Source organism: Roseateles cavernae (genome assembly GCF_040187885.1).
Taxonomy (GTDB): domain Bacteria; phylum Pseudomonadota; class Gammaproteobacteria; order Burkholderiales; family Burkholderiaceae_C; genus Roseateles_E; species Roseateles_E cavernae.
Map to the genome: position 1 here is coordinate 178599 of NZ_JBDPLH010000008.1, position 13517 is coordinate 192115.

Genomic DNA, 13517 nt, shown 5'->3' on the forward strand with positions numbered 1-13517 from the left:
TTCTGGCGCCGACCTCCGTTCAGGCCGGCGCCGATGGATCCGATGGCAAGGCCCATTGCAGGCTGAACGCCACGCCGCGCCCGTCAAGGCCTGGGCCCAGTTCGATGTCGGCGTCAATCCGTCGCGCCGCCGATCTGACGATCGCCAGGCCAAGACCGGACCCGTTCTGCCCGTCATGGGCGCCACGCACAAAACGTTCGAACAGCCTGTCCTGTAGTGCCGGGGCAATGCCCGGACCATCGTCCCGGACCTCCAGCCGCATCCGCCCGGCCTGTCGTTCCAGCTGCAGCTCCACCCGCCCTCCGACCCGACCGTAGCGCACGGCATTGCTGACGAGGTTGTCGATGATCGATTCGAACGCCTGCTGCGGACCGCGGCAGGGGGCCTGGTCCGGGCCCCGGTAGCTGAGCTCGATGCCGCGGCTGTGCGCCTCGGCCGCCTGGATCGCAAGACTGTCGCGAGCGATATCCGCCAGATCCACGGAGGCGGCCTCATGCGGGCCCTCGGCATCGAGCCGCGCCAGCGCGAGCAACTGCCCCACCAGGCGACCGGCCCGTGCGATGCCCAGATCCAGCCGCTGCGTGGCCTGATGGCGCTCCTCGGCGCTGCTGCTGTGGATCCAGCGGTCGCGTTGCGCGCTGATCACCGCGAGCGGCGTGCGCAGTTCATGAGCGGCATCGGCCAGAAGGCTGCGCTCGCGCTGCAGCAGGGCATGCAGCCGGGCCAAGGTGGTGTTGAGCTCGCGCACCAGCGGTTCCAGCTCGGCATAGCGAGCCGTCACGCGCAGCGGTGCGAGATCCCCGGGGCGGCGCTGCGCCAGTTCGCTGGACAGGCGGCGCAGCGGCCTCAGCCCGGAATGCACCGACAACCACACCGGCAACAGGACCAGCGGAAAGGCCACCAGCAGCGGCTGCAGCAAGCCCTCGCGACTGATCATCACCGAGTCGAAATTCAACCGCCGGCTGCGCGTCGACTGGGTCACGACGATGCGGTAGCGCCCATCGGCGGATTGCGTGCGGTAGGCCCGATAGGCTTGCGCGCCTGCCAGGTCCGCATAGCCATCCGGCCCGTCCGGAACCTGCTGTGGCCCGGCGCCGGCACGGGCCAGCAAACGCCCTTGCGAATCCAGCACGATGAAGGCCAGGAAACCCTCCGGATAGCCGAGCACTTCGCTGTCGCTGGCGATCTTTGCACCCACGCCTTCCAGCATCGCGACCAGACGGCCCTCGTCGTCCGTCGCCGCCTCGGTCAAGCGCGTCAGGCTCTGGGCCAGGGCCAGCATCTCGCGGTCGAAGCTGCCCGACTCCTCGGCATAGACCATCCAATGCCCGAGGGTGTAGATGGCCCCCCAGACCAGGACGCAGGCCAGCAACAGCGCCAGCCACAGCCGCTTGGCGATGGACGGACGCAGTCCCACTTTCACAAGGGGGCCGCCATGCCGTAGCCGACGCCGCGCACCGTGCGGATGCAGTCCTCGCCCAGCTTGCGGCGCAGATTATGGATATGCCATTCGAGCGCACTGAACTCCAGCGCCTCGCCCAGCGGTGCGACAGCGCGCACCAAGCGATGCTTGGTCACCACGCCGCCGCCATGCCTCGCCAGTTCGGCCACGATGGCGAACTCGCGTGGCGACAGCGACACCAGTTCCTCGTCGGTGCGCACCTCGCGGCGCCCCATATCGATGCTGATACTGCCCAGTGTCCAGATGCTGGAGGCCTGCCCGGCCGCCCGTCGCGTGACGGCCCGCACGCGGCTGGCCAACTCGGCGGCCTGCACCGGCTTGATGACGTAGTCGTCCGCCCCCGCATCGAGGCCCGCGACGCGCGCCTCCAGCGCATCACGGGCCGTCAGCAGGATCACGGGCAAAGCCAGGGCAGCGCGCCGCCACTCCCTGAGCAGCGTCAAGCCCTCGCCATCGGGCAGCCCGAGGTCGAGGACGGCGCAGACATAGGGCATGGATTCGTCCGCCGGACCGCACAGGGCACGCGCCTGTGCGAGGGTGCGCACCCATTCGCTGCTCAGCCCATGAGCCTTCAGCGCTTTCTGCAGGTCCGCGCCGAGGTCCAGATCGTCTTCGACCACAAGAATGTGCATTCAGGCTCTCCAAGCGATGCCAGGCGCAGCTTATGCCAATGCTGTGAAGGCGGCCCAAAGGCGAAGCAAAGGAAGTCGCCCCTAGAGTGCGGCGGTTCTTGAGTCAGCCAGCCCCAAAACAACCCGGGGCATTCCGAACCTTCAAGCTACGAGGCCCATCATCATGCTCATCTCACGCGCAATGCTCGGCGCTGCCCTGCTGCTGCTGCCGACCCTGTTTCTGGGTTGTGGCGGCGGCAACGACGCGGCCTTGGCCACGCCACCGCTCGACCGCAAGGCGGTTCAGGCCCTGGTGGACAAGGCTGTACCTGCGGAGGCGCTGCCGGGAGCCCTGGTGGCGCTGCGGGAGGCTTCCGGACCGACGCTGGGTTTCGCCGCGGGTCGCGGCCGGATCGAGCCGGCTGCCGCCCTGCGAGCCGAAGCCCGCTTTCGCGCCGGCAGTGTGCTGAAGCTGCTGATCGCCACGGTGGTGCTGCAACTGGTCGAAGAGGGCCGCCTCTCGCTCGCAGCGCCGCTTGGCGAGCTGCTGCCGCCGGACCGCGTCGGACGGTTCAATTACCGGGGGCAGATCACGCTGGAGCAGCTGCTGAACCACAGCAGCGGGCTTGGCGATACCGCCACCGGCGCGGCGCACGATGCCGACGTGCTGAGTCATCCCGGCAAGTTGCGCAGCGAGCAGGACTATCTTGACGCCGCGCTGCTGGAGCCGCAGCAGCCTCCCGGTGCCCATGCCTACGCCAACACCAACTACATCCTGCTCGGCCTGATCATCGACCGGGCCGCGGGCCGGAGCTGGCGCGCCGAAGTGCAGCAGCGCTTGTTTGCCCGCTTGGGCATGCGGGACTCTTCGCTGCCGGAACCCGCCGACCTGGAGATGCCGGCACCTTTCGCGCACGGCTACGAGTCGGTCGAGGGCGTGGGGCTGGTGGATGTCAGCCGAATCTCCCCCTCGATGGCCGGGGCTGCCGGTGGCCATGCCCTGGTCACCAGCACGGCAGACCTGGCGCGCTTCGCGGCCGCGCTGTTTGGCGGAGCGCTTTATCGATCCCCGGCCACGCTGGAGCGCATGCTGCGCTTTGTGCCCGCCGAGCCGATCGGCGACATGGGCTACGCCTACGGCCTGGGCGTCATGCGCCACCAGTTGCCGGACGGCAGGGTATTCCTCGGGCATGGGGGCGCCAGCGCCGGCTATTCCTGCGCCATCCTCTACGATCCAAGCCGTCGTCTCGTCGTGGTGGCCGCTCGCAACGGATCCGATCTGGGCTCGACCTATCTGGACCTGGCGCTGCCGGTGGCTCGCTATCTGCAGCAAGAACGCTGATGGGCGCTGGCGGGCCGTCGGGTCGAAACTGCGCAGCCTCTTCCCAAGGCAAAGATCGCGTGGTGGAGAGGAGGAGGATCGAACTCCCGACCTCCGCATTGCGAACGCGGCGCTCTCCCAGCTGAGCTACCCCCCCGACGCGAAAAAAGTATAGCAATCGCCGCGCCGCGTGGGGCCGGGCGGCACTGCGGGTTTTCGGCGAGAGCGCGGGTGGGGTGGGCTGGGGGACACTTGCGGCCATCTCGGTCCGCAACGACAAGCAAAGGATGCCCCATGGCCGACCACGCTCCCGAGTGGTTTGACACGCAGTACGACAACCGGGCCCGCGTGGCCGACAGCGCGCAGATTCTCGAGCGCTGGACGCGGGCGGCCCAGCTGTCGCGCGAGAAATCGGCCTGCCGGCTGGACCTGGCTTACGGCCTCCATGCCAGCGAGCGCCTGGACCTGTTCCCGGCCCAGACCGAGCATTCGGCGCTGGCCCCGGTGCTGGTCTTCATCCACGGCGGCTACTGGCGGGCGCTGGACAAGGCCGATCACTCCTTCCTGGCCCCGGTCTTCACCGACGAGGGGGCGATGGTGGTGATCCCGAACTACGCGCTGTGTCCCGGCGTCAGCATGGAGCACATCCCGCTGCAGCTGGTGCAGGCCCTGGCCTGGGTCTGGCGGCACGCGGCCGAGCACGGCGGCGACCCGAACCAGATCGTGCTGGTCGGCCACTCGGCCGGCGGACAGCTGGCGGCGATGCTGGCCTGCTGCGACTGGAAGGCGGTGGCACCGGATCTGCCGCGCCATCTGGTCAAGGGCGTGCTGTCGATCTCGGGCCTGCATGATCTGGAGCCGCTGCGCCATGCGCCGTCCTTCCAGCGCGATCTGCGCCTGGATGCCGATGCGGTGCGGCGCCTGAGCCCGGTCAATTTTCCGGCGCCCGACGAGACGCCGGTCTACTGCGTGGTCGGCGCCAAGGAAAGCGAGGAGTACAAGCGCCAGAACGGCCTGCTGCGCCAGGCCTGGGGGGCGCGCAGCGTGCCGGTCTGCGAGGAGGTGCCAGGTCTTGACCATTTCAGCATCCTGCACGATCTGGCCAACCCGGAAGGCCGCAGCCATCAGCTGGCGCGCAAGCTGCTGGAGTTGCGCTGGTACAGCGGCCTTTTGTAGTCCTCAAGCCGCCATGTATCGCCCGGGCCGGTGATTGACCGCCAGCGCCGCGTTGATGGCCGCCATGCCCAGCAGCGACAGGCCGATGCGGTCGGCCGGTACCAAGGCGGCCGAGGCCAGCAGGATGAGCGCGTCCAGGCCGGCCTGCACATAGCCGGCGCGCCAGCCGTAGCGCTCCTGCAGATAGAGCACCAGCACATTGAGCCCGCCCAGGCTGGCGCGGTGGCGGAACAGGATCAGCATGCCGGCGCCGATCAGCAGGCCGCCGGCGATGGCAGCGAACCAGGGGTTCAGATCGGCGAAGCGCAGCCAGCGCGGCAGCAGCTCGGACAGCAGCGACATCAGGCTCACCGCCAGCACGGTCTTGACGGTGAAGGCGCGGCCCAGCCGGCGATAGGCCAGCCAGTAGAAAGGCAGGTTCAGCGCGAAGAACAGCGCACCGAAAGCCAGGCCGCTGCCATAGTGGATCAGGAAGGCGATGCCCACCGTGCCGCCGGTCAGCATGCCGGCCTGCTTGAACAGGGCCACGCCCAGCGCGACGAACAAGGTGCCGGTGATCAGCGCCTGTGCGTCCTCGAACAGGCTGTGACGGAAGCTGCGGCTGCTCAGCTTGGCATTGCTCATTCGACGATGCCGCTGAGGAAGAACTTGATCACGCCCTTGGCCGCGAAGCCCACCAGGCCGAAGCCCAGGCCCAGCAGCAGGATGAAGGTGCCCAGCTTGCCGGCCTTGGACTCGCGGGCCAGCTGCAGGATGATGAAGACCATATAGAGCATGAAGGCGGCCACGCCGAAGCTCAGGCCGAAGGTCGCGATCTGCTCCTCGCTATAGCCGAACATCGCCGTCAGTCCTTGGGGCTCACCAGATCGCGGTAGGCATGCCAGCTGGCATGGCCCAGCAGCGGCAGGATCACGATCAGGCCCAGCATCAGCGTGAGCATGCCGATCAGGGTCAGCCCCATGATCAGCAGGGCCCACAACGCCACCGGTGCCGGGTGCTCGAGCACGACGCGCCAGCTGGTGAACACGGCGGCCAGCACCGAGACGCGGCGGTCCAGCAGCATCGGGATGGCCACCACGCTGGACGCGAACACCGGCGCAGCCAGCAGCGCACCCAGCCCGAGCCAGGCCTCGAACAGCAGCGACTGCTCGCTCAGCACCACCTGGCGCAGAAAGTCCAGCGGCTTGGCGATGGCGCCGGGGGCGAACACGGTGATCAGCGAGGCCGAGGTCAGCACCCAGCCGCTGCCGGCCAGGGCCAGCAGCAGGCCGAACAGGATCAGCCGTCCGTCATGCGGCCGCCAGGCCTGCAGCACGGTGCTCCAGCCGGGCCGCTCGCCACGCTCCAGCGCACGGCTGATCGCATAAAGCCCGGTGGCCAGGATGGGGGCGACCAGCAGAAAGCCGCTGAAGGCGCCGGCCAGCAGCCAGAAACGCTCGCGCGCCAGCCAGAAGATCAGGCTCCCGCCGGCGGCCATCACGAGGCCATGGGCCAGCGAGGGGCCGGGGCAGCGGCGCAGATCGGCCAGACCGCGCGCCAGCCAGCCCAGCGGGCGCAGCAAGGGGATGGGCTTGACGCCGAAACGGCGCGATTCCTGCAGGGCTTGTTGGGTTCGCATCGAGGATCCGATAGTGCCAGTGCGAGTGTGCACCCATCTTGACCTGGATCAGGCCGGCAGCTGTCGTGCCAGGTCTTGCAGCACCGCCGGCTCGGCGCTGGCCAGCTCCAGCCGGCGCGCCTGGGCCAGCTGCGGAAAATGGCCTTGCAGCGAGCGCTCGTAGCCGGGGTCGTAGTGCTCGCGCATCAGCGCGGCGAACAGCGTGGCCCAGTCGCCGGCGCGGGCCTGGGCCTGCCAGCTGCGCACCGTGTCGCGGCCGCGCAGCGTGATCAGGCCGTCGATCAGGGCGCAGAAGCCCTCGGGATCGGCACGGAAATGCGCATAGTCCTGCAGCAGGAGCTCGACCCGCGCGGCCTCGGGCATTTCCAGCCACAGGCAGGGGCTGGCGCGCATGCGCTCATGCAAGGCCTCGGGCACGCGCAGCTGGCCGATCTTGCGGCTCTCGCTCTCGACGTAGATGGGCCTGGATGGGTCGAGCGCGCGCAGGCGCAGCCATAGCAGGCTGTCGAAGCGCTTCTGGCTCGGCTGGGGCTCGCCGGGCAGGCCGCCCAGCACCGAGCCGCGATGCGCGGCGCAGGCCTCCAGATCCAGCACCTGGGCGCCTTCGGCGGCCAGGGCCTGCAGCAGGCGCGTCTTGCCGCTGCCGGTGCGGCCGCACAGCAGCTGCAGCTGCAGCGCCGCCGGCCATTGCGCCAGGTCCTCGCGCACCTGGGCCCGGTAGGCCTTGTAGCCGCCTTGCAGCTGGCGTGCCTTGAAGCCGATCTGGCCGAGGAACCAGGTCATCGCGCCGGACCGCTGGCCGCCGCGCCAGCAATAGACCAGCGGCCGCCAGCTCTTGGGCAGCGGCGCCGAATGCGCATCCAGATGGGCAGCGATATTGCGCGCCACCATGGCCGCGCCGATCTTGCGGGCCTCGAAGGGCGAGCTTTTGTAGAGCGTGCCGACGACGATGCGCTCCTCGTTGCTGAGCACCGGCCAGTTCAGTGCGCCGGGCAGATGGTCCTCGGCGAACTCGGCCGGCGTGCGCACGTCGATGATGGCGTCGAAGCGGCCCAGCTCGGCCAGCGCCTCGGGCGCCGCGACGACATGGGAGGGCAGGGTGCTCATGAAGGCAGCGAGACGGCGTCCAGCAGCTCGGTTTCGATCTGCAGCTGGGCCTTGTTCTGCTGCAGCGCGGCGCCGTCGACCAGGAAAGTGTCCTCGACCCGCTCGCCCAGGGTCGAGATCTTGGCCAGCTGCAGATTGATGCCGTGCCGGGCCAGCACGCGGGCGATTGCATAGAGCAGGCCGGCGCGGTCGCTGGTGCTGATCGAGAGCAGCCAGCGCTGCGCGCGCTCGTCGGGCCGCAGCGCGATGCGCGGCGTGAAGGGGAAGGACTTGACCCGGCGCGACAAGCGGCCGCGCTTGGGCTCGGGCAGCGGCCCCTCGGCGTTCAGCGCCTCGCCGAGCTTGGCCTCGACCAGGGGCACCAGATCGCGGTGATGCGATTCGAGGTCGGAGCTGGTGACCTGGAAGGTGTCCAGCGCATAGCCCTTGCGGGTGGTGTGGACCTTGGCGTCCAGGATGTTGAAGCCGGCGCCATCGAAATAGCCGCAGATGCGCGCGAACAGGTCCTGGCGATCCGGCGCATAGACCAGCACCTGCAGGCCTTCGCCGATCGGCGAGGGGCGGGCGCGCACGATCGGGGTGGCGGCCTGCACATGGCGCCACAGCGAGCGCGCATGCCAGGCGAGGTCGCCGGCCTCGTGGCGGGCGAAATAGCTCAGCTCCAAGGTGGCCCACAGCGGCGCCTCGGTATCGGGCAGCATCGAATGCAGGGCCAGCTTCTCGCGTGCCTCCTGCTTGCGGGCCTCGATATCGGCCGCCAGATTGGGCTTGGCGCCGCCCAGGGCGCGCAGCGCCAGCCGGTACAGATCCTCCAGCAGCTTGCCCTTCCAGGCGTTCCAGACCTTGGGGCTGGTGCCGCGGATATCGGCCACGGTCAGCAGATACAGCGCGGTGAGGCGGCGTGCATTGCCCATCTTCTGGGCGAAGGCGGCGATCACCTCGGGGTCGGACAGGTCTTCCTTCTGTGCCACCCGGGACAGGGTCAGGTGTTGCTCGACCAGGAACACGACCAGCGCGCTGTCCTCGCGCGACAGGCCGTGGTCGCGGCAGAAGCGCCGGGCCTCGACCGCGCCGAGGTCGGAGTGGTCGCCGCCGCGGCCCTTGGCCACATCGTGGAAGAGGGCGGCGATATAGAGCAGATAGGGCTTGTCGAACTGCGCGGCCAGCTGCGAGCAGAAGGTGTACTCGTGCGCATGCTCGGGGATGAAGAAGCGCCGCACATTGCGCAGCACCATCAGGATGTGCTGGTCCACCGTGTAGACATGGAACAGGTCGTGCTGCATCTGGCCGACGATGCGGCGGAACACCCACAGATAGCGGCCCAGCACCGAGGTCTGGTTCATCAGCCGGAAGGCATGGGTCTGGCCTTCCGGCTGCTGCAGGATCTGCATGAACATCGCGCGGTTGGCCGGGTCGCGGCGGAAGGCGCCGTTCATCTGCTCGCGGGCGTTGTAGAGGGCGCGCAGGGTGCGCGCCGACAGGCCTTTGATGCCGGGCGTCTGCTGGTAGACCAGAAAGGTCTCGAGGATGGCGTGGGGCTCGCGCTCGTAGAGGTCGTCGCTGGCGACCTCCAGCATGCCGGCCCGCTCCATGAAGTGCGCGTTGATCGTGCGGCGCAGGTCCTGCTGCGAGCCGTTGATCTGCTCCTCCAGGTTCAGCATCAGCACCTGGTTGAGCTGGCTGACGGCCTTGGCGGCCCAGTAGTAGCGCCGCATCAGCACCTCGGAGGCGCGCTGCCCGGGGCTGTTCTCGTAGCCGAAGCTCAGCGCGACGGCGGTCTGCAGATCGAACACCAGCCGGTCCTCGCGGCGGCCGGCCACCGCGTGCAGGCGGCAGCGGATCAGGTTCAGCAGGCCCTCGTTGCGCTGCAGCTGGCGGCTCTCGAAGGGCGTGATCAGGCCGCGGGCGCTGAGCGCGCGCCAGGTCTTGCCCAGGCCGGCGGCCCGGGCGATCCAGATCAGCAGCTGCAGATCGCGCAGGCCGCCGGGGCTTTCCTTGCAGTTGGGCTCCAGCGAATAGGGCGTGTCGTCGTATTTGGTGTGGCGCTGGCGCATCTCCAGCGTCTTGGCGCGCAGGAAGGCGCGCGCATCCATGGCCTGGCCGAGCGCCTTCTCGAAGCGCTTGAACAGCGGCCGCGCGCCGGCCAGCGGGCGGGCTTCCAGCATCGCGGTCTGCACCGTGACGTCGCCGGCCGCTTCCTGCAGGCATTCGCCCAAGGTGCGCACCGAGGAGCCGATCTCCAGCCCGGTGTCCCAGCAGGCGGTGATGAAGGCCTCGATGCTGCTCTTGACGGCGCCGGGCTGGTGGGCCTCGCAGCCGTCGGGCAGCAGCAGCAGCACATCGACATCGGAGTAGGGAAACAACTCGCCGCGGCCATAGCCGCCGACGGCGGCCAGGCAGGCCCCGGCCGGCATGCCGGCCTGGGCCCACAGCGTCTGCAGCAGCGCGTCGACCTGGCGCGCCAGCTGGCGCATCAGGGTGTGGGCGGCCGTGACGCTGGCCTTGTGTTGCAGGAAGTCGGCGATCAGCGCCTGCTTGCCCTGCTTGAGCTGGCGGCGCAGCTCGGCGATGTCCAGGGTGGTGCCGCCGCCGGGCGTAGCGAGCATGGGCTCAGCCGGCGGTGATGAAGGCGGGGGGCGGCGGGCTGCCTTCGGAGAGCGTGAAGATCTCGTAGCCGGTCTCGGTCACGAGCACCGTGTGTTCCCACTGGGCCGACAGCGAGCGGTCCTTGGTGACGATGGTCCAGCCGTCGCCGGTTTCGCGGATCTCGCGGCGGCCGGCATTGATCATTGGCTCGATCGTGAACACCATGCCGGGCACCAGCTCGTCCAGCGTGCCGGGGCGGCCGTAGTGCAGCACCTGCGGTTCTTCATGGAAGACCTGGCCGATGCCGTGGCCGCAGAACTCACGCACCACCGAGAAGCCGGCGTTCTCGGCAAAGGTCTGGATCGCGTGGCCGATATCGCCCAGGCGCGCGCCCGGTTTGACCTTGGCGATGCCCTTCCACATGGCCTCGTAGGTGAAGGCGCACAGGCGCTTGGCCGCGATCGAGCCCTCGCCGACGACGAACATGCGGCTGGTGTCGCCATGCCAGCCGTCCTTGATCACGGTGACATCGATATTGACGATGTCGCCGTTCTTCAGCGGCCGGTCGTTCGGGATGCCGTGGCAGACCTGATGGTTGATCGAGGTGCAGACCGACTTGGGGTAGGGCGTGTAGCCCGGCGGGCAGTAGTTCAGCGGCGCGGGGATGGCCTTCTGGACATGGACGATATGGTCGTGGGCCAGTTTGTCGAGCTGCTCGGTCGTGACTCCGGGCTTCACATGCGGGGTCAGCATGTCAAGCACCTCGGAGGCCAGGCGTCCGGCAATGCGCATGGCTTCGATATCGGCGCCGGATTTGATCGTGATCGTCATGCGCGGATTATCTCAGACGGCTTTTACCTCTCACGCCGTCCAGGCAATCAGGCCGCTCCAGGCCGTGGCGAGAATCACGATGCCGAACACGATGCGATACCAGGCAAACACCTCGAAGCTGTGGCTGGCGATATAGCGCAGCAGCCAGCGTACGCAGATCCAGGCGCTGACGAAGGAGAACAGCAGGCCCACGCCGAACATCGGCGCATCGCTGAGCGCCAGCAGCGCACGGTCCTTGTAGAGGCTGTAGGCGCCGGCGCCGATCAGGGTCGGAATGGCCAGGAAGAAGGAATAGTCGGTCGCGGCCTTGCGCGACAGGCCGAACAGCATGCCGCCGATGATGGTGGCGCCCGAGCGGCTGGTGCCCGGAATCATCGCCACGCACTGGGCCAGGCCCACTTTCAGCGCGTCCAGCGGTGTCATGTCGTCGACATGCTCGATGCGCACGACGGCCTGCTTGCGCCGCTCGGCCCACAGGATCAGGAAGCCGCCGACGATCAGCGCGATCGCCACCACGGTGGGGGTAAACAGATGGGCCTTGATCGCCTTGCCCAGCAGCAGGCCCAGGATCACGGCCGGCGCGAAACCCACCGCCACATTGATCAGGAAGCGCCGCGAACGGGCCTCGCTACCCAAGCCGACGGCCACCTCGCGCAGGCGCTGCCAGTAGACCAGGATGACCGCGAAGATTGCGCCGGTCTGGATCGCGATGTCGAAGACCTTGCTCTTGGCGTCGTCGAAACCGAGCAGGGCGCCGGCCAGTATCAGGTGGCCGGTCGAAGAAATCGGCAAAAACTCGGTCAGGCCTTCCACCACACCCATGATGGCGGCCTTGATCAACAGCACTGCGTCCAACACTCACTCCCTGCTTGATTGGGCCCGCATGATAACGGCGCCCCATGACAGCACCGCTTGCAAGAACGGGGCCCGGACAAGCCGCGATTGACCGGCGGGTAGGTGCTGCGTACATTACTGACCAGTCAGTCAGTACAAGCCGCATGCCGCCGTCCCCCGCCTCCATCCCCTCCGCCAGCCCCCGCCAGCGCCGCAAGGAAGCGCGGCCGCAGGAGTTGCTGGAGGCCGCGCTGGCCCTTTTCATCGAGAAGGGCTTTGCCGCCACCCGCTCCGAGGAGGTGGCCGCGCGCGCCGGCGTGTCCAAGGGCACGTTGTATCTCTACTACCCCAGCAAGGAAGAGCTGTTCAAGGCGGTGGTGCGGGCCAATCTGGCCAGCCATATCGCCGAGGGCATGCAGATCGCCGCCCAGCACCAGGGCAGCATGGCCGAGCTGCTGGCGCTGGTGCTGCGCGAATGGTGGCAACGGGTCGGCCTGGGGCCGGCCGGCGGCATCAGCAAGATCATGATGGCCGAGGCGCGCAACTTCCCGGAGCTGGCCCAGTTCTATCTGGACGAGGTCATCGTTCCGACCCATCAGCTGCTCGGCGGCCTGGTGGCGCGCGGCATCGCCAGCGGCGAGTTCCGGCCGGTGCCGGTGATCGAGACCGTGCAGGTGCTGATCGCCCCGATGCTGCAGATGGTCTTGTTCGAGCACTCCTTCGGGGCCTGCCAGATGCTGAGCCCGCCGATACAGCCCGAGGCCGTGCTGGCCGTGCAGCTGGACCTGATGCTGCGCGGGCTGCTGAGCCAGTCGCCCGGCAGCCAAGCCAGGGAAAGCGAGCGATGACAGCGGGCCGCAAGTTCAAGCTCCTGCTGCTGGGCCTGGCGCTGCTGGCGCTGGCCTTGGTGCTGCTGTCGCGGCGCGACAGGCCGGCGGCGCCACCGGTGGCCGCCAAGAGCGGCGCGGTGCTGGAACTGGGCGCGCTCGATGTGGCCAGCGCCACGCGCCAGCGCTTTGCGCGCAGCCTGGCGCTGTCGGGCGGCTTGAAGGCGCTGGACCTGGCCCTGGTCAAGGCCAAGGTGGCGGCCGAGCTGAAGACGCTGACGGTGCGCGAGGGCGACCCCGTGCGCGCCGGCCAGCTGCTCGGCGAACTGGATGCCACCGAGCTCGACTGGCGGCTGCGCCAGGCCGAGCAGGGCGCAGCCGCCGCCAAGGCTCAGCAGGAAATTGCCCGCCGCACGCTGGACAACAACCGGGCTCTGGTCGGCCAGGGCTTCATCTCGGCCACCGCGCTGGAGTCCTCGGCCTCCGGCGAGGCGGCGGCCCAGGCCAACTGGCTGTCGGCCCAGGCCGCGGTCGAGCTGGCGCGCAAGGCCCGCGCCGACGCGCGGCTGATCGCGCCGATCAGCGGCCAGGTCTCGCAGCGTCTGGCCCAGCCCGGCGAGCGGGTGCCGCTGGACGGCCGCATCCTGGAGATCGTCGACCTGAGCCGGCTGGAGCTGGAAGCGGCGGTGCCGGCCGAGCAGATCGCCGGCCTGCAGATCGGCGCGACCGCGCAGCTGCAGGTCGAGGGTCAGGACTTGCCCATCACGGCCACGCTTTCGCGCATCAATCCGGCCGCCCAGGCCGGCTCGCGCGCGGTGCTGCTCTATCTGCGGGTCGAGCCCAAGCCGGGGCTGCGCCACGGCCTGTTCGCGCGCGGCAGCCTGGTGCTGGATCCCCGCGAGGGGCTGGTGCTGCCGGCCGATGCGCTGCGCATCGACAAGGCGCGGCCCTATGTGCTGCTGGTGCGCGAGGGCCGGGTGCTGGCGCAGACGGTGGAGCCGGGCCGCAGCGGCGAGGTCGACGGGCAGCCGGTGATCGAGATTGTCGGCGGCCTGGGCGAGGGCGCCCAGGTGCTGCGCGGCGCGACCGGCCAGGTGGCCGAGGGCACGGCGGTCAAGCTGATGCCGGCCGCCGCGCGCTGACC

Annotated in this window: 13 protein-coding genes and 1 tRNA gene; 4 read left to right on the plus strand and 10 right to left on the minus strand. The window is 69.0% G+C overall.

Annotation, left to right across the window (positions count from 1 at the left end; translation table 11 throughout):
* Positions 1 to 19: 19 nt before the first annotated feature.
* Both ABGI63_RS19710 and ABGI63_RS19715 read right to left on the minus strand, forming a co-directional pair.
* A complete protein-coding gene (locus ABGI63_RS19710) occupies positions 20 to 1372 on the minus strand; it encodes an ATP-binding protein (protein ID WP_349744121.1) in 1353 nt (450 codons plus the stop codon).
* Between the two features lie 47 nt (positions 1373 to 1419).
* Entirely contained in the window at positions 1420 to 2094 is a 675-nt protein-coding gene (locus ABGI63_RS19715; RefSeq protein WP_349744123.1) for a response regulator, read from the minus strand.
* A gap of 163 nt (positions 2095 to 2257) precedes the next feature.
* Here ABGI63_RS19715 and ABGI63_RS19720 point away from each other — a divergent pair, with 163 nt between their 5' ends.
* A complete protein-coding gene (locus ABGI63_RS19720; protein WP_349744124.1) occupies positions 2258 to 3415 on the plus strand; it encodes a serine hydrolase domain-containing protein in 1158 nt (385 codons plus the stop codon).
* Positions 3416 to 3475: 60 nt separating this feature from the next.
* Here ABGI63_RS19720 and ABGI63_RS19725 read toward each other — a convergent pair.
* Positions 3476 to 3551 (minus strand) — tRNA-Ala (locus ABGI63_RS19725).
* A gap of 137 nt (positions 3552 to 3688) precedes the next feature.
* On the opposite strand from ABGI63_RS19725, the gene ABGI63_RS19730 reads away from it, so the two are divergent.
* Positions 3689 to 4570: an alpha/beta hydrolase gene (locus tag ABGI63_RS19730; protein ID WP_349744125.1), complete on the plus strand. Its 882-nt coding sequence runs from the start codon at positions 3689 to 3691 to the stop codon at positions 4568 to 4570.
* A gap of 3 nt (positions 4571 to 4573) precedes the next feature.
* On the opposite strand, the gene ABGI63_RS19735 is transcribed toward ABGI63_RS19730, so the two are convergent.
* Genes ABGI63_RS19735 through ABGI63_RS19765 form a run of 7 tightly spaced genes read right to left on the minus strand, consistent with a single transcriptional unit; the run spans position 4574 to position 11567 of the window.
* Positions 4574 to 5194: a YitT family protein gene (locus tag ABGI63_RS19735; protein ID WP_349744126.1), complete on the minus strand. Its 621-nt coding sequence runs from the start codon at positions 5192 to 5194 to the stop codon at positions 4574 to 4576.
* A complete protein-coding gene (locus ABGI63_RS19740; protein ID WP_137942419.1) occupies positions 5191 to 5409 on the minus strand; it encodes a DUF2788 domain-containing protein in 219 nt (72 codons plus the stop codon). The genes ABGI63_RS19735 and ABGI63_RS19740 overlap by 4 nt, the downstream gene beginning before the upstream one ends.
* 5 nt (positions 5410 to 5414) lie before the next feature.
* Positions 5415 to 6188, minus strand: a complete 774-nt coding sequence (locus ABGI63_RS19745) for a DUF2189 domain-containing protein (protein ID WP_349744127.1) — start codon at positions 6186 to 6188, stop codon at positions 5415 to 5417.
* A gap of 48 nt (positions 6189 to 6236) precedes the next feature.
* Positions 6237 to 7295, minus strand: a complete 1059-nt coding sequence (gene mnmH / locus ABGI63_RS19750; RefSeq protein WP_349744128.1) for a tRNA 2-selenouridine(34) synthase MnmH — start codon at positions 7293 to 7295, stop codon at positions 6237 to 6239.
* Complete coding sequence (locus tag ABGI63_RS19755; protein WP_349744129.1) at positions 7292 to 9901, minus strand: [protein-PII] uridylyltransferase; 2610 nt, start codon at positions 9899 to 9901, stop codon at positions 7292 to 7294. The genes mnmH and ABGI63_RS19755 overlap by 4 nt, the downstream gene beginning before the upstream one ends.
* Positions 9902 to 9905: 4 nt before the next feature.
* Positions 9906 to 10712: a type I methionyl aminopeptidase gene (gene map / locus ABGI63_RS19760; RefSeq protein ID WP_137942423.1), complete on the minus strand. Its 807-nt coding sequence runs from the start codon at positions 10710 to 10712 to the stop codon at positions 9906 to 9908.
* A gap of 30 nt (positions 10713 to 10742) precedes the next feature.
* Positions 10743 to 11567 carry an undecaprenyl-diphosphate phosphatase gene (locus tag ABGI63_RS19765; protein WP_349744130.1) on the minus strand — a complete coding sequence of 275 codons (825 nt, stop codon included), beginning with the start codon at positions 11565 to 11567 and terminating at the stop codon, positions 10743 to 10745.
* Between the two features lie 143 nt (positions 11568 to 11710).
* Between ABGI63_RS19765 and ABGI63_RS19770 the strand changes: the two genes are divergently transcribed.
* Both ABGI63_RS19770 and ABGI63_RS19775 read left to right on the plus strand, forming a co-directional pair.
* The gene (locus tag ABGI63_RS19770) at positions 11711 to 12394 is read left to right on the plus strand and encodes a TetR/AcrR family transcriptional regulator (RefSeq protein ID WP_349744131.1); all 684 of its coding nucleotides are present in this window, start codon (positions 11711 to 11713) and stop codon (positions 12392 to 12394) included.
* Entirely contained in the window at positions 12391 to 13515 is a 1125-nt protein-coding gene (locus ABGI63_RS19775) for an efflux RND transporter periplasmic adaptor subunit (RefSeq protein WP_349744132.1), read from the plus strand. The genes ABGI63_RS19770 and ABGI63_RS19775 overlap by 4 nt, the downstream gene beginning before the upstream one ends.
* Positions 13516 to 13517: the final 2 nt, after the last annotated feature.

Coding starts and splice junctions, on each gene's coding strand:
- ABGI63_RS19715 (WP_349744123.1), bottom strand. CDS start 2,094: ATGCACATTCTTGTGGTCGAAGACGATCTGGACCTCGGCGCGGACCTG.
- ABGI63_RS19720 (WP_349744124.1), top strand. CDS start 2,258: ATGCTCATCTCACGCGCAATGCTCGGCGCTGCCCTGCTGCTGCTGCCG.
- ABGI63_RS19730 (WP_349744125.1), top strand. CDS start 3,689: ATGGCCGACCACGCTCCCGAGTGGTTTGACACGCAGTACGACAACCGG.
- ABGI63_RS19735 (WP_349744126.1), bottom strand. CDS start 5,194: ATGAGCAATGCCAAGCTGAGCAGCCGCAGCTTCCGTCACAGCCTGTTC.
- ABGI63_RS19740 (WP_137942419.1), bottom strand. CDS start 5,409: ATGTTCGGCTATAGCGAGGAGCAGATCGCGACCTTCGGCCTGAGCTTC.
- ABGI63_RS19745 (WP_349744127.1), bottom strand. CDS start 6,188: ATGCGAACCCAACAAGCCCTGCAGGAATCGCGCCGTTTCGGCGTCAAG.
- mnmH (WP_349744128.1), bottom strand. CDS start 7,295: ATGAGCACCCTGCCCTCCCATGTCGTCGCGGCGCCCGAGGCGCTGGCC.
- ABGI63_RS19755 (WP_349744129.1), bottom strand. CDS start 9,901: ATGCTCGCTACGCCCGGCGGCGGCACCACCCTGGACATCGCCGAGCTG.
- map (WP_137942423.1), bottom strand. CDS start 10,712: ATGACGATCACGATCAAATCCGGCGCCGATATCGAAGCCATGCGCATT.
- ABGI63_RS19770 (WP_349744131.1), top strand. CDS start 11,711: ATGCCGCCGTCCCCCGCCTCCATCCCCTCCGCCAGCCCCCGCCAGCGC.
- ABGI63_RS19775 (WP_349744132.1), top strand. CDS start 12,391: ATGACAGCGGGCCGCAAGTTCAAGCTCCTGCTGCTGGGCCTGGCGCTG.